The 19,027-nt window shown below is 61.6% G+C and carries 13 protein-coding genes; 4 read left to right on the plus strand and 9 right to left on the minus strand.

All coding sequences use genetic code 11. The annotated features are described in order from the left end of the window. Window positions 1-3 precede the first annotated feature (3 nt). The 4 genes from OHL11_RS00395 to OHL11_RS00410 are packed head-to-tail and all read right to left on the minus strand — an operon-like array spanning window position 4 to window position 6,324. Entirely contained in the window at window positions 4-471 is a 468-nt protein-coding gene (locus OHL11_RS00395) for a DUF1641 domain-containing protein (protein ID WP_263369490.1), read from the minus strand. Window positions 472-482: 11 nt separating this feature from the next. Next, the gene (fdhF, locus tag OHL11_RS00400) at window positions 483-3,551 is read right to left on the minus strand and encodes a formate dehydrogenase subunit alpha (RefSeq protein ID WP_263369491.1); all 3,069 of its coding nucleotides are present in this window, start codon (window positions 3,549-3,551) and stop codon (window positions 483-485) included. Between the two features lie 41 nt (window positions 3,552-3,592). After that, on the minus strand, window positions 3,593-4,900 hold the full coding sequence (locus OHL11_RS00405) for a flavin monoamine oxidase family protein (protein ID WP_263369492.1): 1,308 nt from the start codon (window positions 4,898-4,900) through the stop codon (window positions 3,593-3,595). Next, window positions 4,897-6,324, minus strand: a complete 1,428-nt coding sequence (locus tag OHL11_RS00410) for a CCA tRNA nucleotidyltransferase (RefSeq protein ID WP_263369493.1) — start codon at window positions 6,322-6,324, stop codon at window positions 4,897-4,899. Before OHL11_RS00410 ends, OHL11_RS00405 begins: the two co-directional genes overlap by 4 nt. Before the next feature lie 32 nt (window positions 6,325-6,356). Here OHL11_RS00410 and tsaD point away from each other — a divergent pair, with 32 nt between their 5' ends. Both tsaD and cysS read left to right on the plus strand, forming a co-directional pair. Then, on the plus strand, window positions 6,357-7,535 hold the full coding sequence (tsaD, locus tag OHL11_RS00415) for a tRNA (adenosine(37)-N6)-threonylcarbamoyltransferase complex transferase subunit TsaD (RefSeq protein WP_263369494.1): 1,179 nt from the start codon (window positions 6,357-6,359) through the stop codon (window positions 7,533-7,535). A gap of 72 nt (window positions 7,536-7,607) precedes the next feature. After that, window positions 7,608-9,101, plus strand: a complete 1,494-nt coding sequence (cysS, locus tag OHL11_RS00420) for a cysteine--tRNA ligase (protein ID WP_263369495.1) — start codon at window positions 7,608-7,610, stop codon at window positions 9,099-9,101. 342 nt (window positions 9,102-9,443) lie between these two features. Here the strand turns inward: cysS and OHL11_RS00425 are convergent, their stop codons facing one another. Continuing rightward, complete coding sequence (locus tag OHL11_RS00425) at window positions 9,444-10,082, minus strand: cupin domain-containing protein (RefSeq protein ID WP_263369496.1); 639 nt, start codon at window positions 10,080-10,082, stop codon at window positions 9,444-9,446. 42 nt (window positions 10,083-10,124) lie between these two features. Between OHL11_RS00425 and OHL11_RS00430 the strand changes: the two genes are divergently transcribed. Together OHL11_RS00430 and OHL11_RS00435 are read left to right on the plus strand one after the other, a co-directional pair. Next, entirely contained in the window at window positions 10,125-10,868 is a 744-nt protein-coding gene (locus OHL11_RS00430; RefSeq protein WP_263369497.1) for a hypothetical protein, read from the plus strand. A gap of 73 nt (window positions 10,869-10,941) precedes the next feature. Further along, window positions 10,942-11,592, plus strand: a complete 651-nt coding sequence (locus OHL11_RS00435) for a hypothetical protein (RefSeq protein WP_263369498.1) — start codon at window positions 10,942-10,944, stop codon at window positions 11,590-11,592. A gap of 56 nt (window positions 11,593-11,648) precedes the next feature. Here OHL11_RS00435 and OHL11_RS00440 read toward each other — a convergent pair whose 3' ends face one another. From OHL11_RS00440 to OHL11_RS00455, 4 genes are all read right to left on the minus strand, one after another. Next, window positions 11,649-14,333 carry a TonB-dependent receptor gene (locus OHL11_RS00440; RefSeq protein WP_263369499.1) on the minus strand — a complete coding sequence of 895 codons (2,685 nt, stop codon included), beginning with the start codon at window positions 14,331-14,333 and terminating at the stop codon, window positions 11,649-11,651. A gap of 126 nt (window positions 14,334-14,459) precedes the next feature. After that, complete coding sequence (locus OHL11_RS00445; protein ID WP_263369500.1) at window positions 14,460-14,837, minus strand: hypothetical protein; 378 nt, start codon at window positions 14,835-14,837, stop codon at window positions 14,460-14,462. An 80-nt stretch (window positions 14,838-14,917) separates the two neighbouring features. Next, on the minus strand, window positions 14,918-15,202 hold the full coding sequence (locus tag OHL11_RS00450) for a hypothetical protein (RefSeq protein ID WP_263369501.1): 285 nt from the start codon (window positions 15,200-15,202) through the stop codon (window positions 14,918-14,920). A gap of 221 nt (window positions 15,203-15,423) precedes the next feature. Further along, entirely contained in the window at window positions 15,424-19,026 is a 3,603-nt protein-coding gene (locus tag OHL11_RS00455) for a M1 family aminopeptidase (RefSeq protein WP_263369502.1), read from the minus strand. Between the last annotated feature and the right edge of the window lies 1 nt (window position 19,027).

Below are 19,027 nucleotides of genomic sequence, written 5' to 3' on the forward strand. Positions count from 1 at the left end.
ATTCTACCGCTTCTGCGCGCTTGTGGCCTTTCCGAAGGCGGCGAGCATCCGCACGCCTAGCCCCATGCCGCGTCGCGCGTCCCTGGAGGTGGCGCGGCGGAAGATCTGCCAGAGGCTTGGCGGCTCCGGCTCCGCAGCAGCTTCGTCGCTCGCCTGCTGCATGTTTTCGGTGATCCGCTGCAGCAAGTCGGGGTCCAACATGCCGGCGATCTTGGCCAGCGCGATCGCATTGCGGATGGCCGCAATGGACTCGGGCTTCTTCACGCCCTTAGCCACTTCGGTTGCAATGGCGTCGCGACCACCGATGACGCCGTGCACCAGCCCGAGCGTGCCGTTGTCGTGCGCGACCTGCAGCACCTGCAGCAGCTCCAGGAGCGCCTCGGCGTGTTCGCGCGGCGCGGCCTCGAGCTGCTTCATCAACTCTTCGCGAGGATCGATCGGAGCGGGTTTGAACGCGATAGGGACAGCCATGGTTTCTCCTGCTACGCGGACTTCGTGGTTTCAATCTGAACGAGTTGGGCCTGCTGCGGACGCGAGCCAGGCATGTGATAATCCGCACGCTCCCGCTTGAGCTCCACTTCGACGCCGCTCGTAGGCGTGCGCTGGCCGAAGCGGAAGTTGCGGCGAGGCAGCGGCGACTCACCCTGCTGAGGAAGCGGCGTCATCTTCACCGAAAGCTCCTTATAGGCAGGCGTATGCGTCGTGCGGTCCACATGCGAACTCGTCAGGCGATTCACCGGATTCTCGATGGAGATCATCGGCAAGTACATCTGTCGGCCCTCGACGCGGTGCGTGACCAGCACCTTGGCGCGGATCTGTCCGTAGGGGCTTTCGAGCTTGACGAAGCGGCCCGTGGTGATGCCGCGCTCCTCGGCCAGCTCGGGCGAAATCTCCAGCCACATCTCGGGCGTGATCGCGTTGATGCCCGGCACCCTGTAGGTCATGTTGCCCTGCTCGAAGTGCTCGAGCGCGCGACCGTTGTTCAGATGCAGATCGTAGGTGTCGGTCAACTGCTCCGAAGGCGGAACGTACTCCAACGGCCAGAAGGTGGCCTTGCCGTCTTCGAGCGCGAAGGGCTTCTCGTCCGCGTAGAGGATCGGCGAGTCCGTGCCATCCTCGGCCACCGGCCACTGCAGCGTCTTGTAGCCCTCAAGCCGCTCGTAGCTGACGCCCGCGAAGTGCGGCGTGAGCTTGGCGGCTTCGTCCATCACCTCGGAGGGATGCGCGTAGCTCCATCCGCCTGCGCCGCCCATGCGCTCCGCGATGAGCTGAATAATCTCCCAGTCGGGCTTGGAGTCGGCGAGCGGCTCGAAGACTTGATACAAGCGCTGAATGCGGCGCTCGGTGTTGACGAAGGTGCCCTCCTTTTCGAGCGATGGCGAAGCAGGCAACACCAGGTCGGCGTACTTGCAGGTCTCCGAGAAGAAGATGTCCTGTACGACCAGGAAGTCGAGCTTGGACAACGCCTCTTCCACCTCGTTCGCGTTCGCGTCCGAGGTGATCGTGTCCTCACCCTTGATGTACATCGAGCGCAGCTTGCCTTCGAGGATCGCGTGGATCATCTGGCGATTGTCGAGGCCTGTCGTGACCGGCAGCGTGACGTTCCATGCAGCCTCGAACTTGCCGCGGATCTCTGCGCTCGAGACCTTCTGGTAGCCAGAAAAGACATCGGGCATCGAGCCGAAATCGCTTGCGCCCTGCACGTTGTTGTGGCCACGCAGCGGATAGGCGCCCGCACCGGGCTTCTTCACATTGCCGGTGGCGAGCAGCATGTTGCAGATCGAGGTCGAGGTGTCCGAGCCGCCGCAATGCTGCGTGACGCCCATCGCCCAGAGCACGCAAACGCCATTCTTCGCCGCGGCGATTTCATCGGCAATCTGCTTAAGCTGCGCGACGGGGATACCCGTCACCTGCTCGGCATACTCCAGCGTATAGGGCTCGAGCGACGCCTTGTATTCCGGCCACTTCTGCACCCACTTGTCGATGAACTCCTGGTTGTGGCGGCCGGTGTCGATGAGGTGTTTGGTCACCGCCTGAAGCCACACCTCATCGGTCGAGGGGTTGGGACGCACGAAGAGGTCTGCGCGTTCGGCCATCTCATGCTTGCGCAGATCAGCGACGATCAACCGCTGGCCGCGGTGCTTGTGCGAACGCTTCACGCGCGTCGCGAGCACGGGATGGCTTTCGGAGGTATTCGAGCCGATGATCAGGACGAGGTCTGCGCGTTCGATGTCGGCGATTGAGCCGGTGTCGCCGCCGATGCCCATCGTGCGCGAAAGCCCTTTGCTGGCGGGCGTCTGGCAGTAGCGCGAGCAGTTATCGATGTTGTTCGTGCCGACCACCGCACGAGCCAGCTTCATCATCAGGTAGCTCTCTTCGTTCGTGCACTTCGAGCTTGCGATGAAGCCCAGCGCATCGGGCCCATGCTCCTGTTTGATCTTCGTAAACTGCTCCGCGACGATGCCGATGGCCTCGTCCCACTCGATCTCCACGAAGGTATTGCCGACACGCTTCAGCGGCTTGCGCAGACGATCGGGCGAGTTGACGAAGTCCCAGCCAAACTTGCCCTTCACGCACGTCGAGATGCCGTTCGCCGCACCGTGCATCGGTTCGATTTTGAGGATCTCTCGATCGCGCGTCCAGATGTCGAAGGAGCATCCCACGCCGCAGTAGGTGCACACCGTCTTGGTGCGCTTCACACGCTGCGGACGAAGCTGCGATTCGACCTCGCTCAGCGCAAGAATCGCAGGATAGCCCGTCGAAGGCTCCACGCCCTTCACGGCGGCGATCATGTCATCGAGTGCGTCTTGCGGCAGGTTCGTCAGATAGCCTGCTTTGCCGAGCATTCCCTTTTCCATGAGCGCATTGCAGGGGCAGACCGTGACGCAGTGGCCGCAACTGACGCAGCTTGAGCCATCGATCGTTTCGCCGCCATCCCACATCACGCGCGGGCGCGAGCGGCTCCAATCGATAGTCAGCGTTTCGTTCACCTGCACGTTCTGGCAGGCCTCCACGCAACGACCGCAGGCAATGCACTGGTCCGGATCGTAGCGGTAGAAGGGGTTCGACATGTCCTTCTCGTAGGGCTTCGGTGTGAAGGGCACGGTCTGATGCACGACATGCAGATCGGCGGTCGTGTTGTGCATGGTGCAGTTCTGGTTGTTGTTGTCGCAGACCGTGCAGTAGAGGTCGTGGTTCACCAGCAGGCGATCGAAGGCTTCGCGTTGCGCAGCGTCGGCGCGCTGGCTTGCGGTGAGAATCGTGGCGTCCGCCGTCACGCGCCTTTCGCAGGAGCGCACGAGCTCGCCGTTCTGCTCGACCATGCAGGTATCGCAAGAACCGATGGCGCCCATCGGCTTGAGATAACAGACCTGCGGAATCGGCGTCGCGTGGCGCATCTCTGATGCGCGATTGATGGCATCGATAAGCGGCTCGCCTATCTCCGCTACAACGCTAATGCCGTCAATGGTGAGCGTGGTATTCGGCGCGAAGGGCCGAGGCGTGTTCATCAGCGGCTTGCTCATCAGCGACTTAGAGGATGCGTGCGACATATGACTCCTGAGATGCCTGAAACCACCTTGGCGGTGCGGTCCTATGCCTCGCCCAGAACCTGTTGTGCCGCGCGCAGACCGCTGCGCAGCGCGGCGTGGACCGTGCCCCAATGGCCAGTAACGTCAGTATGCTCTCCTGCGAAGTAGAGCGTCGAGGCCTCAGGTTGCGTCATGCGCTGCGGTGCGTCGATGGCGCCTGCAGGCACGTAGCTGTAAGCCCCGCGCGCGAAAGGATCGGCCGACCAGTCATGCAGGTGCACCGAAAGCAACTCTTCGCGCACTACCGCTTCGGGGATGCCGAACGTCTTCGCCAGCTGCGCAGAGGCGTCGTCGGTGATCGACGCTGCGCTGCGCCCCTGTAGCGCCTGTGCACGCGGGCCACCGACCCAGCCGGTGAGCGTGGGATGCGCTTCGACCTCCGGGTGCGCGGTCCACCACACGCTCGGCGTGGCACCTTCGGTGAAGAAGAAACTCATCTCCTCAAGCGCCGCCCGCTTGGCCAACTGAGAGTGCAGCCACCATGCTGAACGGAAGACCATTGTGAAGCGGAACGCATCGCCCATCGCCAGGCGCCGCGCCTGCGCGATCGCTGTCGGCTCCGGCGTAATCGTAATGCCATCTGCGCCATTCACCTGCTGCAGAACGCCGAGCGGCAGCGTCACGATGCAGCGAGGTGCGCGGAACGCGCCTGCTGAGGTCGCGACTTCGACGGCGCCTGCTTCCCAACGCAGACCCTGCACCACGGCCTCAAAGCGCACCTCCACCTTGAGTTCGCGGCACCGAGCGAGCAGATACTCCGCGAGCTGCGCATAACCACCGCGCACGTGCCAGGCGCGATAGCCTTCGCTCTCGTCCTCGGCCTTCTGCTGCGCACCGAGCGAGAGTACGCCGATGCGTTCGGAAATCGCAGCGTTGAATCCCTCGACGTAGCTCACGAGCGCCTCCGCCTGCTCTGCGGGGAGCTGTTGCGTGCGAAGCCATGCGGCAAAGGGCACGTCCTCGCCTTGCCAGTTCTCAAAGGCCTCGATGGGCGAGAAAATTGTGTCGGCGCGATCATCGTCATCGACGAGCTTGCCATCTTCTTCGCGCAACATGCGACCTTCGCGCTCCGTGGTCTGGACGCCGGCTTCAGCGATCAGCGCCCACAACTCCGGCGTGCGACCGTGCACAAACTCCGCGCCTAGCTCGACAACATCACCCTCTGCGGTTGGGTGCGAGAGTATGCGGCCGCCGACGCGTTGACGAGCTTCGAGCACCAGCACGCGCACGTTGCGCTCCGCCAGTGCGCGCGCGGCAGCGAGCCCCGCCATGCCTGCGCCGATGATGATGACCTCTGCGTCGAAACTCATGTACCGCTCCCCTGCTCCTTCGATGCTGCCCCCTGTGCGAGGAACCGCGCAAGCCACGCCTGCGCTTCTTCCTGCGAGGCAAACTGGCCCTCAAGCTGCGCGTCCTCGGCTGCTGTAAGGATCTGCTTGAACTCGGGCCCCGGCTTCAGGCCACTTGCGATCAACTCCGCGCCCGTGATGAACAACGCCGGTCGCAGCGCTTCTTCTTCGCTGTTTTCGTAGTGATGCTTCGCGTATGCGTACGCGCCGAGGATGCGATGCGCGCTCATCACGTCGGCATAGTGGAGCGCCAGATGCTCGTCAAACTGCGGCATGCGGAGAAAGCGCTTTAGCGTCGAGGGCTTCATCTTCTCCACCTCGCCAAACTGCATGTGGTGTTTCACCAGCGCGAGAATCTGCTCCTTCGCTTCGTTCGAGAAGCGCAAGCGGTTCAGGATCTCTCGCGCGATCTCAACGCCACGTTCTGCATGACCATTGAAGCGGATGCGATCGCCCAGCTTCGCTGGGTCCGGCGGCGTAAACGTCGCGGGCTTGCCGACGTCATGCAGCAACATGCCCCATGCCAACGTCGCACTCGCGCCCACAGGCAAGTGCTCGAGCAACATCAGCGTGTGCACCCACACATCGCCTTCGGGGTGGTACTGCGGCGGCTGTTCGACGCCATGCATTGCAGAGACCTCGGGCAGCACATGCTGCAGCAAACCGCTTGCGTCCAACAACTCCAGGCCGCGGCGCGCGTGGCCCTGCGTGAGGATCAACGTCAACTCATTCGCGATGCGCTCCTTCGAGACTTGCTCGATGTTCGCGGCTTCACGCTGCATCGCCGCGAAGGTCTGCGGCTCAATCACGAAGTTCAACCGCGCGGCGAATCGCACCGCACGCAGCAGACGCAACTTGTCTTCGTCGAAGCGCCGCGCGGGATCACCGATTGCGCGCACGACACCTGCACACAGATCCGCGATGCCACCGCAGTAATCCAGCACGCTCGCTTCGAGCGTCGCACCGGCTTCGAACCTCGCCACATCGAGCAGCAAGCCGTTGATGGTGAAGTCGCGCCGCGCGACATCCTCTGCGGCGCTGGTCGCATACTGTACCGCTTCCGGACGGCGACCGTCGCTGTACGCGCCGTCATGGCGGAAGGTCGCTACTTCGGTCGCGATGCGTTCGTCCTCGATCTTGCCAACGACTTGCACCACGCCGAAGTGCGCGCCGATGGCGTTGCTGTTCGGGAAAAGCGCTTGCACCTGCTCTGGACGCGCGCTTGTGGCCACGTCGTAATCCTTCGCCGCCACGCCCAGCAGCAGATCGCGCACGCAACCACCTGCGAAGACAGCCTCAAAGCCATGCGCGCGCAGGCGCTCCACGACGGCGAGCGCGGCACGGTAGCGGGGATCCGAAAGACGAGGATGTTCGAGGCGCGACATAGGAACTCAGATGCTCTCAAGAGCTACGATAGATGATGGTGCACAGCAAGCTCATTCTCGGTATCGAAAGCTCCTGCGATGAAACCTCCGCGTCGGTCGTGCGCGAGGGGCGCGAGGTGCTGTCGAACGTTGTCGCCTCGCAGCTGGTGCATGTGAACTACGGCGGCGTGGTGCCGGAGCTTGCCAGTCGCGAGCATCTGCGCGCCATCGTGCCGGTGGTGCGCGAAGCCTTGCAGCAAGCGGGCGTGAGCTATGCCGACCTCGACGCGATCGCCGTGACCGAGGGCCCAGGCCTTGCGGGTGCGTTGCTGGTCGGCATCACGTACGCAAAGGCCGCGGCCTTTGCGGCAGACCGTCCGTTGATTGCGGTGAACCACCTCGAAGGCCACATTCATGCAGTGCTGATGGAAGCGAACGAGCAGTTTGCCGCGGTCTCGCCACTGCTGGCGCTCGTGGTTTCGGGCGGACATACGCACCTCTATCTTGCAGAACGGCTCGAAGGCACATGGCGCTATCGCAACGTCGGTCGCACCGTAGATGACGCTGCGGGCGAGGCCTTCGATAAGGTCGCCAAGCTGCTCGGCCTGCCCTACCCCGGTGGCCCGTGGATGGACGCGCTTGCGAAGCTCGGCACGGCCGACCGCAGCCTCTTCCCGTTCACGCAGATCAAGCAGAAGGTCACCGGCAAGAGCGCGCCGAAGCTTGCGGGTGAAGACGATGACGCGCAGCGTTTTGACTTCAGCTTCTCCGGCCTGAAGACCGCCGTGCGCCGCTACACCGAGGTCCACCACATGGGTTCGCGCATCGCCGAGCGCGAGCAGAGCCTGCGCGAACGCGGCCTGCTGACGCAGAAGCCCTCGAACGCCGAGGCCTTCGCCGCTGTGCGCGCGGAGTTCGACCAGCCGACGCTCGACCTCATCGCCAGCTTCCAGAACGCGGTGGTGAAGAACCTCGTGCGCCACACCTTCGCCGCGGCCGAGGAGTTCGGCGCAAAGGCGATCGTGGTCTCCGGCGGTGTTTCCGCGAATAGCGAACTTCGCACAACGATGACGAACACCGCACAGGTCTCGAAGCTGCCAATCGCCTTTCCGCAGATCGCGCTTTCGACCGATAATGCAGCGATGATCGCCGCCGCGGCGTGGCCGAAACTCGTCGCCGGACACTTCGCTGAAGATACGCTCGAGCCGACGCCGCAGTTACGGCTTGGCTAAGCCCTGCGAACCGCTAAAATAAAAGATGTTGCGCATTTCTCCGCGCCCCAGCCCACGCGAAAGACCCTGACCTTGCCCGTTCAACTTTTCAATACTCTCTCCGGCAAAATCGAACCACTCTTCGCCGTCGACGGCCAGACCTTTCGCTTCTACTGCTGCGGCCCCACGGTCTACGATTACGGCCACATCGGCAACTTCCGCACCTTTCTGCATGTGGATGTACTGCGCCGCGTCGCGCGTCTGAATGGCCTTGCGCTGAAGCACGTGATGAACATCACGGACGTGGACGACAAGATCATTCGCAACGCGGGCATCGCAGGCAAGCCGATCAACGAGTACTCCGCGAAGTTTGAGAAAGCGTTCTTTGAAGACATGGATGCGCTTGGCGTCGAGCGCCCCGAGCAGGTGGCGCGCGCGACCGAGAGCATCGACGACATGGTCGCGCTCATCGAGAAGCTGGCCAGCGAAGACATTGCCTACAAAGGGCCGGACGGCTCGTGGTACTTCCGCATCGCGAAGTTCCCTGACTACGGCAAGCTGTCGAAGAAGGACTTTGAAGGTATCGAAGACGGCGCGCGCGTGGACGTGGACGAATACGACAAGGATGCCGCGCGTGACTTCGCGCTGTGGAAGGCTGTAAAGCCTGGCGAAACCTCATGGCAGACGCCGCTGGGCGAGGGCCGTCCCGGCTGGCACATCGAGTGCTCGGCGATGGCGATGAAGTACCTTGGGCCATCGTTCGATCTGCACGCTGGCGGCGAAGACCTGATGTTCCCGCACCACGAGAACGAGATCGCACAAAGCGAGTGCGCGTCGCACGAGCCGTTCGCACGCCACTGGTTCCACGTGCGTTTCCTGCTCGTTGAAGGCAAGAAGATGTCGAAGAGCGAAGGCAATTTCTACACGCTCCGCGACTTGCTGCTGAAGGGCTACCGAGCTTCGGCGATCCGCTTCCTGCTGCTCTCCGTGCCGTACCGCCATCAGATGAACTTCACCTTCGATGGCCTGACGGAATCGACGAATGCGATCGAGCGTCTGCGCACATTCCACCAGCGCATCGCGAAGGGCACGTGGCCCGATGCGCCTGCGGAGAACGCCTCCGTGGCAGAGACGATCGCCAAGGGCGGCGTGGACTATCTCGCCGCGCTGAACAGCGACCTGAACACCGCGGAAGCGCGTGCCGCGATCTTTGACGTGCTGCGCACCGTGAACGCTGCGGCCGATGCGAACAAGTTGACCAAGGCCGATGCCGATGCGACGCTCGCACTGCTGGAGCAGTTCGACGCTGTCTTCGCCGTGCTGGTCGACAACGATGCGGAACTCACGAAGGCCGCGCTGGCGTGGGCCGAGGCTGAAGGCCGCATCGACGAAGCTGCCGCTGAAGTGGTGGCGCAGTTCGGTGCGGGTTCGCTGACCGATGCCGACATCGACGCGCTGGTCGCCGAGCGAACGCAAGCCAAGCGTTCGCGGAACTTCGCGCGTGCGGATGCGATTCGCAACGAGTTGCTCGAGAAGGGCATCCTCCTCGAGGACTCGAAGGACGGCGTGCGCTGGAAGCGTAAGTAAACGCGACGAGAGCCGTCAGAATGATCTGCGGCCAGAGCACGAACGGTAGGTCAGGGCTTTAGCCCTGACGCCGCTTCGGCTTTTCGCGGCCGGCTTTAGCCGCTGCGGTAGGACACGAACGCAAGCATCACCGCAGGGTTCGAAGGCCCTTCTCCATTTTGCGGTGTTGAGTGTCAGGGCTGAAATACCGCCCGTGCCTCATCCGTTTCATTGCGAGTCGTTTTACGAAGTCTCACGGCACGGTGCGCGTTGCATCGCAGTCTCAAACCGTCTCCAATCACCTGAACATGCTGCAAACCCACATCGCCAAGAATCGAGAGTGGGGCCCCGTTGTTGCTTGACCTACGGCTGCCAGTTCGGGCCGATCAGCTCGCGCAGCAGCTCGGGCGTTGCCCACGTGCCTTTGCGCTCGTGGTGGCGAATCCACTCGGGGCCTGCGCCGATGTGAAGATGATCGCTGCGCCATTCGGGCGCCTGCGTGCTGACCATCAGCGCGAACTCTGCGCCGGGCAACAGCTTCGCCGCCTGCCAGCAACCGGCAGGCACAGGCACCACAGCATCTTCGACGGGCCCGTAGTCACGGCCCATGACATCGCGCTCCGTGCGTCCGCTGGGACAGATCACAAAGACCTCCACCGGGCCGCCTTCAACGAGGATGTGTGTCTCTTCCGACTCAAGCCGATGCAGATAGCGGATCGGCAGAGCGCTCGTCAGCATGTCGTAGTTGCGGCTCTGCACGGCCATCGCCTTGCCGTCGATCAATGTCTCCGGCATGGTGCGGCCGATCACTCCACGGAGACCGCCTTCGCGCGTCTGCGGGCGGAGATCGAGCGCCTGAATGATCTGCTCGGCGCGTGAGGCCGGCGAGACCGGACGCGTTGCCACAAACTGCTGCGCGCCGGCGACAATGCCGCCAAGCAGCAAAACTCCCGCCGCTCCGCGACGCATCATCTTCGGGTTGAGCCCTTTACGCACAGCCATGAGGGTAGCAGAGCGCGATGCGAGTATGCTCAGAACATTCCCATGATGCTTGCCCTCAGCGTGCTTCTTTTTGCGTTCGCTCAACAACCTGCAGCGGCGCCTGCTCCTCCGCCACAAACCGCCGTTTCGCACGCCAGCGCGAACGCTGCAGGCACTCCGTCGGCACCGGTCTTCGGGCCCAGCCACGTCGTGCTCGAAGACGGCGATCTGAGCTTCGATCTGCCGGACGGCGTGCGCTCACGCACCGACCTTGTAGAGCGCTGGAACAAAGAGAGCAAGGACAAGTCCAAGAGCGGTAACCCCTGCACGGAGGTGCGGCTGATCGCATACGACACGCTCTCCGTGCGGCGTGTGCAGGTGTATCGCTACAACGCCGAGTGCCTCAACCAGCATCCGGTTTCGCTGAGCAAGACGCGTTCCACGGCGCAGTCGCTGCTGCGAGCGATGCTACGCAATCTCGGCACCGAAGCGATGGCTTCGCCGATGGACTACACGCTCGACGACCGCACTGCGGCAACGACCGTCGGCAATGTGTACGCGTTGGCAAGCCACGGCATACTCTTCGGCGAGTCAACCTGCTTTCCGACGAAGGACGACCTGACCTGCATGGTTTTCATTTCCTACAACGCAGCGCGTGCACGTACGCTCGCGGCCATGCCCATTCGCTTCGGCAACCACAAACCTGTGGCTGCGATCCCCGATGACGTGAGCCGCTTTACCGCGTTACCCACGAACACGTTTCACGACGATCGGCGCGGAGTGGAGTTCACTTACCCGGGTAGTTGATCGAGGCGTTGGAGTGCCGCTCATCCCGCCAGATCTGTTGAAGAAGAAGTAGCGTGATACGCTCATCTGCATCATGATCGTTCCCTTCACGCTGTTTCTGCTGGCGCTCGCGCCCTGGCAGCAAGCCACGCCTAAGCCGGCTCCGATGACGCCTGCACCTTCGCCGAAGACCTTCCACGATGCGAAGCTCGGCCTCGACTATAGCTACCCTGCGTCGTTCCAGACACAAGATATGTCCAGCGCGATTGATGCCGAGAAGGCAAAGTCCGAGGGAGCGATGAAGGAGGCTCTCGGTTGCACGACGATGCCGATCATGGGCCTGAGTCTTGAGTCAGGGCTTCAGCTTCTCATCCTCGTGCAGCTTGACCCGAAGTGCATGGGCTTCGCGGCGACCGCCGACCAGCTCTCGACCTTCGCCAAAGGATCCTTGAATGAAGGACTCGTCAAGCTCGGCAAGCCCTCCTTCAGCGATGCGCGCACCTACAAAATGGGCGACGCCGACGCAGGCATGGTGTACGCCACGGTAGAAACACCGCAGATGCCCGAGCCGATGCACGCTGCTGCGACGTGCGCACTCGTGCAGGGTCAGGTGATCTGCTGGGAGTTTATCGTGAGCAACTGCAGTGATCTTGCGAAGCTCACGGCTTTGCCGGTCACCTTCAAGGACAAGCCTCCTACACCCGTCATCAGCAAAGACAACCTCCCTCCCTGCAGCGCGAAGTAAGCGAACGCACGAAGGCCCGCTCGATGAGCGGGCTTTCGTGTGTTTGTGGACGGGCGTTAGAAGCGAAGCGCGATCTCACCTGTAATCGTGCGCGGCGACACATAGTGCGTGCCCGAGAACGTCGACAGGAAGTTATAGAGCGCGTACTTGTTCGTCACGTTGATCGCCGTGACGCGGCCCGCAATCTTGTAGCGACCGGTAGCGCCAAAGTGAACGATGTTGTCGTCACCCAGGGCCATGTCGAACAAGTTGCGCGAGCGCACACGCGAAGGATTATGGTCAGCGTCTTCCGAGTTGATGCCCGGCAGGTTGAGCAGCGAGGACTTGAGACCCGCCACCGTGCACTGCTGGAAGCCGTTCGTCGGAGTTGCCGCAACGCCGTTGCACGAAAGGCCCGCCTGGAACTGCTGGTCCGCCGTGAGGCCGCTGAGGTCGATGCCCGGCTGTCCGTTGATCGTGATCGCCGTTGCAGGATCGCAGTCGGTGTTCACGCCGTTCGGGTTGTAGCAGGGCGCTGCGCCCGCGACGAGACCGGAGTCGAACTTCCAGTTCATCGAGTACCAGAGGCTCTTGCGGAACGGCATGTTGTACTGCACGTTCGTTGTCTCGTTGAACTTCTCATCGTGGTCGATGCGGAAGGGCGCGAAGCCGTTGGAGATGCCGACGCTGGTGCTTACCGGCGTGGCGCCCACGCCGCCGATCTGCGGATTAAAGAAGCGCGCAGCCACGCTTGATGCGTTGAAGCGAACGCTTACACCTTTGATGTCGGTCAGCGTTGCCGAAAGCGCGTAGCCCGGGATCTTCGAATTGTGCCACTCGATCGGGAAGGTAATCGGCGTCGTGCCGAGCACGCTGAAGTCATACGCGTTGTGCGTGTACTTCCAGATGTACTCTGCGTTCACGACGAAGTGCTTGCCGAGCGCCTGCTGCAGACCCGCGTGGAACTCATTGCGGTAACCGGGATTGAACGGCGTCACACCCTGCGAAGCGCAACCGGAGATCGACTGGAAGATGCCGTAGATCACCGGATCAGCGCAGCCTGTCGAAGAGAGCACGAGGTTCTCGTTGAACGGCGTTTCCTGCGTACGCGCATAGCTCGCACGCAGCACGGTGCCGGTCTTGTGCACGGTGTACGAAACGCCTGCACGCGGTTCCGGCATGCGCTGAATCGTGAGGCCGTTGTACACATCGCCGCGGATGCCAAGGTTCAACTGCCAGGCGCCGAGCGTCATCGAGTCCTGTGCGTACGCCGCGAACTGCTTCACGACGGTGTGGCCGTTCCAGCTATAGAAACCGCCGCCGCGCGTGAGGTCATACGGTGCGAGCGTGGGATCGTAGCTTGCGCTCGTCGGATCATTCAGCGTGGGGTCAACGATGCCGAGGTTGTCGTGCTCGTCGAGGAAGGTCTGGCCGTACGACACACCGAGCTTCGCGTTGTGGATGCCGTGCAAATACGAAACATCAGCATGAGTGCCCCAGTTCAGCAGCGAGCGTGACTGGTTTACGGCTTCCTGCTGCTGCGCTTCCACGTAGTCCGCCAGCGGATTGCTGCTGCCGTAGTAGTTATAGGCGTCGCGACGAACGTACATGCCCATGTTGAAGACGCTGTCGTTGTTGATCACGTGCGTCCACGAGGGCGAGAAGTTGATGGTGCCGATCTTCGACTTCTGATCGGTGTTGCCCACGTTGTTGCCGTTCATGTCGAGCACGTTGAGGTTCGCGAAAGTGTTCGGCGTCTGGAACCATGAGCGCGTGTACTGGAAGTTCAGGTGGACGGAGTCGTTGTTGTTGAACTGGTAGTCGTAACGGTTGAAGATGTTCGCTTCGTTGCCTTTGTCGTGCATCACGGCAAACTCGGGCGCATCGAGGAAGCGGCCGGTCTGCTGACCGTCCACTGCGAAGAACTCGCCCCACTTCTTGCCGCCATAGGCGACGTCGAACGCTGCGCTGCTGGAACCGAAGGAGCCGTAATGCAACGAGGCGCTGCCGGTCGGCGTGGTGACGCCCTGGCCCGAGCGCGTCGTGGCCTTCACCACAAGCGAGGTCTTGTCGCCGTACTCCGCCGGCGGTGCGCCATCGATCACTTCGAGCGACTGGATCGCCGATGCGGGAACCTGGTTGGAGAACACCTTGCTCTGTTGATCGGTGATGGGCTGGCCGTCGACGGAGAACGAGTTCTCCGCGTGGTCGCCGAGGCCGTGCATCAGTCCGTTGGAGTCCGCCGCCACGCCGGGCGACGACTGCGTAATGATCGCGCTGAGGCCGCTGGTCGAGCTCTCGATCGGCATACGGTCAATGACCGAGCGATCGATGTCGGTGTGGAAGTGCGGATCGTTCTCGACGAGATCGACCGGCGCATCCACGGTGACGGTCGTGGTGTCCGAGGCCACGTTCAGCGTCAGCTTCAAGGCGCGCGGCACGCCAGAGTTGATCGCCACCTCAGCACGCGCGGGCGAAAAGCCGCTCATCTTGCCGAAGACGATGTAGGAGTTGAAGGGCAGGTTGGGCAGCGAGAAGCTGCCATCTGACCCCGAAGTGGTCGAGCGCGAGTAGCCGCTGACGGGGCTCTGAATGGTGATGGTGGCGCCGGGAACGACGGCACCGCTGGGGTCGACGACGGAACCGTTGACGCTGCCCGAGCCGGACTGCGCAACGGAGATGACGGCACCACAAAGGAAGACAACGGTGGCGACAAGAGTGCGCCAGGCCAGGCGCGGGAATCGCGCTGAGAGCAACTGCATGGGGAAATCCTCAATTTTTCGTAACAGGAAGAAACGCATCTGCACGCATGTGAACACCACAAACGGCAGGGATGGCGAAGCGCCCTCAACGACTGACTTTGCAGACGAGGGGCCCTTCGCAGGGCGTTAGCTTACGAACGAGGATGCAGGTGGAGGTCTACTGAACCAGACTGAATGCCAGAGCGTCGCGCGGGCGATCTCGGCTTCTTCGATAGGTGTGACGTGCTCCACCATTTCGATCACTTCATACTGCACCGGCATGACGGGCAGCGTGGTGTGCATGGCGACGCACAGCGGGCAGCGCTCTTCGCCGCCAACATTCAGTGCGTCCGCCGGTGCCGCGTGGAGCTGCACCTTGTTGCTTGGCAACAGGTCACCGTGGATGTGCACGGCCTGCGCCGTTCCCATGATCGCCACCAGCGCCAGCGCGAACGCAGCCGCCCACCGCTGCCACAGGGGGCGGGTGGTGTCGAGCTCGCGAGCGTAGAGGTGGAAACGAAACATAGTCGAGATCAGGAATGACTTGTAGCAAAAGCCCGCCGGCTGGCGAGCTTTGCTCGAAACCAGGGGTGTTGAACAGCCGCTTAGTAGCTGAAGAACTCCGGCAGGCCGCGGCGCAGCGAAAGTCCGCGCAGGAAGCAGAAGACCGAAACCGCGGCTACCAGGAGGTCCCAGTAGAGCATCGGGTGCACCCAACCGGGGCCGTACTGCGCATCCTGTCCGCTCCAAAGCGTGACGAAGATCGCAACGAGCGCGGTCTGGAAGCCGATCACGATGAAGAGATGTCCACGACGAAGGCGGCGATCGAGAGCAGCAACTTCAGCCGGGGTCAGCGAACGCTCTGCAACGGGGATATTCGTGTTAGCCATGGTTGGGGCAAACTCCTGTAGATCGTTTGAGGTTTTTGGGGGCCTCGACGTTTCTATTACACCACACCAGTCGGGTGCCGAGGCAAGGGGGTTACCACCTGCTAACACCTCAAGTAGCGCTTTACCGGGGTGTTTACTCCTGTGGTTCATGGGTGGGTGGGCGGTTATCGATAAAGAGGAAGCCATAATCGGCTCCCTCTTTGTTTGCGAGACACACCGAGCTAGTTCTTCGGCACATCCATCAGGTTGTCCTCCGGGTTGCGGTCGATCAGGATGCTGAACGGATCGATACCGGCCCGCGTCGGCTTCTTGTCCACCACGAAGTCAATCGGCGTGTGCTCCTGCGTGAGCCACACCTTCTCCACGTGGATCGGCTCCTCGAGGTCCTTGGCTCCGGTGACCGCGCCCACTTCGATGAGGTCATGCAGCGGCTGGCGCGTCTCCTTGCCATCACCATCGGCATAGAACTTCCTGGACTGCACGACCATGTGGACCTGCCACTTGCCGTCAGCCGTCGGAGTCACCTTCACGCTCTCCACCTTGTTGTCGTAGAGCGTGATCTTCTCGAACATGTCCGTCACCAGATACTGCAGCTCCGGCGGCGTGGTCTTGCGCAGCGCCGCCACGAGGTCGCGCGTATCTGGATACGGCGGCCCCTTGAAGCGCCACTCCTTCAGCAGGCCGCTAAGCGCAGCGTTCAGCTTGTCCTCGCCGATGTAATCCGACAATGCGTAGAAGACCATCGAGCCCTTCTGATACCAGACATAGGGCTCGTTCTCTACCAGCGTGATCGGCGGCTCGTGCCGCACTTCTCCCGCTCGCCCACGCAGGTAGCCGTCGAGCTCATGACGAAGGAAGCGGCGCATGTTCTTCGTGCCGTACTTCTTCTCCATAACGCGCAGCGCGGAGTACTCGGCCAGGCTCTCGCTCATCATGTTCGAGCCCTTCACCTGTCCGCCGATGATCTGATGCGCCCACCACTGATGCGCCAGTTCATGCGCTACGACGAAGTAGGTGAAGTCGATATCACCCGGCTTCTCCACGCGACCGATGAAGCCGATGCCTTCCGAGAAAGGGATCGTATTCGGGAACGACTGCGCGAAGCTGCGATAGCTCGGGAACTCGATGATGCGGTATTGCTTGAACTGGAACGGTGCGAAGTTCGCCTGCAGATAATCCAGGCCCGCCTTCGATGCCGCGACCATGTCCTCTACGTCATACGGATGCGCCTTGTCGTAGTAGACCTCGATGTTGATGCCCTTGTACGGCTCGCGTCGCACCAGGTAACGGCCCGAGTTGTAGTCGTAGAAGTTGAGCGTCTCCGTGTCGCCCATCGAGTACTCGTAGAAGTTGCGATTGCCTTCCTTCCACTGGCGCTTCAGATAGCCCGGCGAGATCGCAATCTGATCGTCGCTCGTGCTGACGATCGTGTGGTACTTGATCCAATCCGAGTCCGGCGTGAAGAGGTTCACGTTCGAGTAATAAGGATCGCCACGCGGAGGAAGCTCCTGATACTTGCCGAGCTTCTCCTCGCGACGATAGACCGGGTTATCCAGTTCCCCGCCGCGGTTGTAGCCAATGCCCGGCATGTAGGAGCTGTCAAAGAACGTGCCGTTGTACGCAAGCTGCGCCGCCTCGCCGTTGTTGCGGAAGCCGTGCGACGCGTAGCCGACGTGGAAGTGCATCTGCATCGTCTCACCGGGTTGCAACGGCGTGGCGAGGTGGAAGATGCGATAGCCGATCAGCTTATCTTCCATCGTCATCGTGCTGGGACGATCGAAGCTCGCCGCGTAGAAGCTGCGGTTGCCATCGGTCAGATGAATGTCGCTGATCGCAACGTTCGTCTTGTTCTTCAGGTAGTAGGTGCCGAACGCATCGAAGCCGCGCTGATACGGGAAGATGTCCACCTTCGTATCGACGGCGACAATTTTCGGCTGCGGTAGCTGCTGATACTTCTTGTACTTCTTCTCGTACTCCGCCTGCAGGTGACGGTCATACTTCGCGGTGTGATACCAGTTCAGCACGTGCGTGTTGTAGAAGAACCACACTCCCGAAGCCAACGTCAGCGCACCGAATCCAACAGCCCAAGGCAGCAACGTGCGTTTGCGTTGTCCCGCATAACGCAGACGATTGCGCCACGTCACATCCGTGCCGCGCGGCGAAAGCATCATGCCCACGGCTACCAGCATCAACGTCCAGAAAAGCCAGTACGCCAGCGACCAGAACAACCCCGCCTTGAAGTGGCCATAGCCGTTCATGTCCGAGTACTGGTACGGCGTGTTGTTGTTGAAGAGGTAGAGGCGGTCGATGAACCCACTACCCGAAATGAAGTTTGGCACGATCGCGAACGCAACGCAGATTGCGTGGCCGAGATACTTGTTGCTCACCAGGCTCTGCACCAGCAGCGCAAAGAAGCAGAAGGTGACCACGCTTGTGAACGTGACGATGAAGAGCTCCTGAAAGTACTCCAGCAACTCGAAGTGGTAGTAGCCCGCAATGATCTGGCTGAGGATGCCGCAGAGCATCACGACGACCAGCAGCACCACCTGCACGACTGCCATCGAAGCGAAGCGGCTAAACCAGTCCTCCCACTCGCCCATGGGCAGCGCGTCGTGAATCTGCGCAAAGCGTACATCGCGTTCGCGCCACACCAGTTCGCCCGCATACATCGCAGCCACGATGTAGAGGAACAGCAGCGAGCTTCCCTCCACCGTCTGCACCATCAGCGAGGTCACCGGCCAAACATCCACCTCGCCGACCTTACCCGCGAAGTGGCTGTTCGACATCGTGTTGATGATCATCACCAACGTGATGCCCCAGAACGGAATCTCCTTCACGATGTTGCGAACGCGCAGGGATGTCAGGCTGGTGAACTGCGCAAAGCGCGTGCCTGCGCCGAAGTATTGATGCACCTTCGGCAGCTCAATATGAAAGCGCGGACGTGGCGGACCTTCCTTCTCCTCGTCCTCCTTCATTTTCTTCTTGCTCGCCTTCGCGCCAAGGCCTTCAGCACGCATGGGGAAGAAGAGATACGTCGCGAGCACGCAGAGCGCACCGATGCCGAGATAGAGCAAGCGGTTCCAAAGGAAGACGCCGCTCCACACCGGGATCAAGGTGTTCTGCTCCGCGACCGTCCAGTAGCGCGCAAACGAACGCACGGTGATGAAGCCGATGGGGTCGAAAGTGCCCGGAACCGTGAGATCAAGGCTGCGCGTGCTGATCACTGCCGTGAGCAGAATGAGATACACCGCAAACAACGCCACACCCTGCAGATAGACCACGACGATGTTGCGCGTGAGCGCGGCGATCAGGAAGAACAAGCTGCCGATGAAAAAGATCTGCACGACCGGATAGTCGAGGAAGAGCTTGAGCGTAAGCAGCAGCAGGTGCCCTGTGATCGGGAGGATGCGATCGTGGTCAGCCCATGGCGCAAAGCAGCCCAGTATCTGGCCGAAGATCATGCCCGCGAAGACCACGATCGTCGTCAGAATGGAACCCAGCCAACGCCCGCCGAGATACGCGAACTTCGAGATCGGCTTCGTGAAGAGCAGTTGATACGTGTTCTGCTGGAAGTCTCGCAGGATCGACGGACCGAAGATGCCCGCCAGCAGCAGGATGCCGAAGAACGACATGTTCATCATCATCTGCAGCGTGGCGTATGGCCCGTTGAGCATCACCTTGCCCGCGCCCACAAACGAGAACGAGTCAGAAGCCGCGACCGAGAGGAATCCGATCAGGCCGTAGACGAAGAAGTACACATACGTCGAAATGCTCTTCAAGCGAAGCTTCAGCTCGAAGGCAAGAAAGCTGAGAAAGAGGCTCATC

This window comes from Granulicella cerasi, from assembly GCF_025685575.1.
In the GTDB taxonomy this organism is placed as follows: domain Bacteria; phylum Acidobacteriota; class Terriglobia; order Terriglobales; family Acidobacteriaceae; genus Granulicella; species Granulicella cerasi.

What these genes read in the sequence shown, in the direction of transcription:
- OHL11_RS00395 (WP_263369490.1), bottom strand. Translation starts at nt 471, where the DNA reads ATGGCTGTCCCTATCGCGTTCAAACCCGCTCCGATCGATCCTCGCGAA.
- fdhF (WP_263369491.1), bottom strand. Translation starts at nt 3,551, where the DNA reads ATGTCGCACGCATCCTCTAAGTCGCTGATGAGCAAGCCGCTGATGAAC.
- OHL11_RS00405 (WP_263369492.1), bottom strand. Translation starts at nt 4,900, where the DNA reads ATGAGTTTCGACGCAGAGGTCATCATCATCGGCGCAGGCATGGCGGGG.
- OHL11_RS00410 (WP_263369493.1), bottom strand. Translation starts at nt 6,324, where the DNA reads ATGTCGCGCCTCGAACATCCTCGTCTTTCGGATCCCCGCTACCGTGCC.
- tsaD (WP_263369494.1), top strand. Translation starts at nt 6,357, where the DNA reads ATGATGGTGCACAGCAAGCTCATTCTCGGTATCGAAAGCTCCTGCGAT.
- OHL11_RS00425 (WP_263369496.1), bottom strand. Translation starts at nt 10,082, where the DNA reads ATGGCTGTGCGTAAAGGGCTCAACCCGAAGATGATGCGTCGCGGAGCG.
- OHL11_RS00430 (WP_263369497.1), top strand. Translation starts at nt 10,125, where the DNA reads ATGATGCTTGCCCTCAGCGTGCTTCTTTTTGCGTTCGCTCAACAACCT.
- OHL11_RS00435 (WP_263369498.1), top strand. Translation starts at nt 10,942, where the DNA reads ATGATCGTTCCCTTCACGCTGTTTCTGCTGGCGCTCGCGCCCTGGCAG.
- OHL11_RS00440 (WP_263369499.1), bottom strand. Translation starts at nt 14,333, where the DNA reads ATGCAGTTGCTCTCAGCGCGATTCCCGCGCCTGGCCTGGCGCACTCTT.
- OHL11_RS00445 (WP_263369500.1), bottom strand. Translation starts at nt 14,837, where the DNA reads ATGTTTCGTTTCCACCTCTACGCTCGCGAGCTCGACACCACCCGCCCC.
- OHL11_RS00450 (WP_263369501.1), bottom strand. Translation starts at nt 15,202, where the DNA reads ATGGCTAACACGAATATCCCCGTTGCAGAGCGTTCGCTGACCCCGGCT.
- OHL11_RS00455 (WP_263369502.1), bottom strand. Translation starts at nt 19,026, where the DNA reads ATGAGCCTCTTTCTCAGCTTTCTTGCCTTCGAGCTGAAGCTTCGCTTG.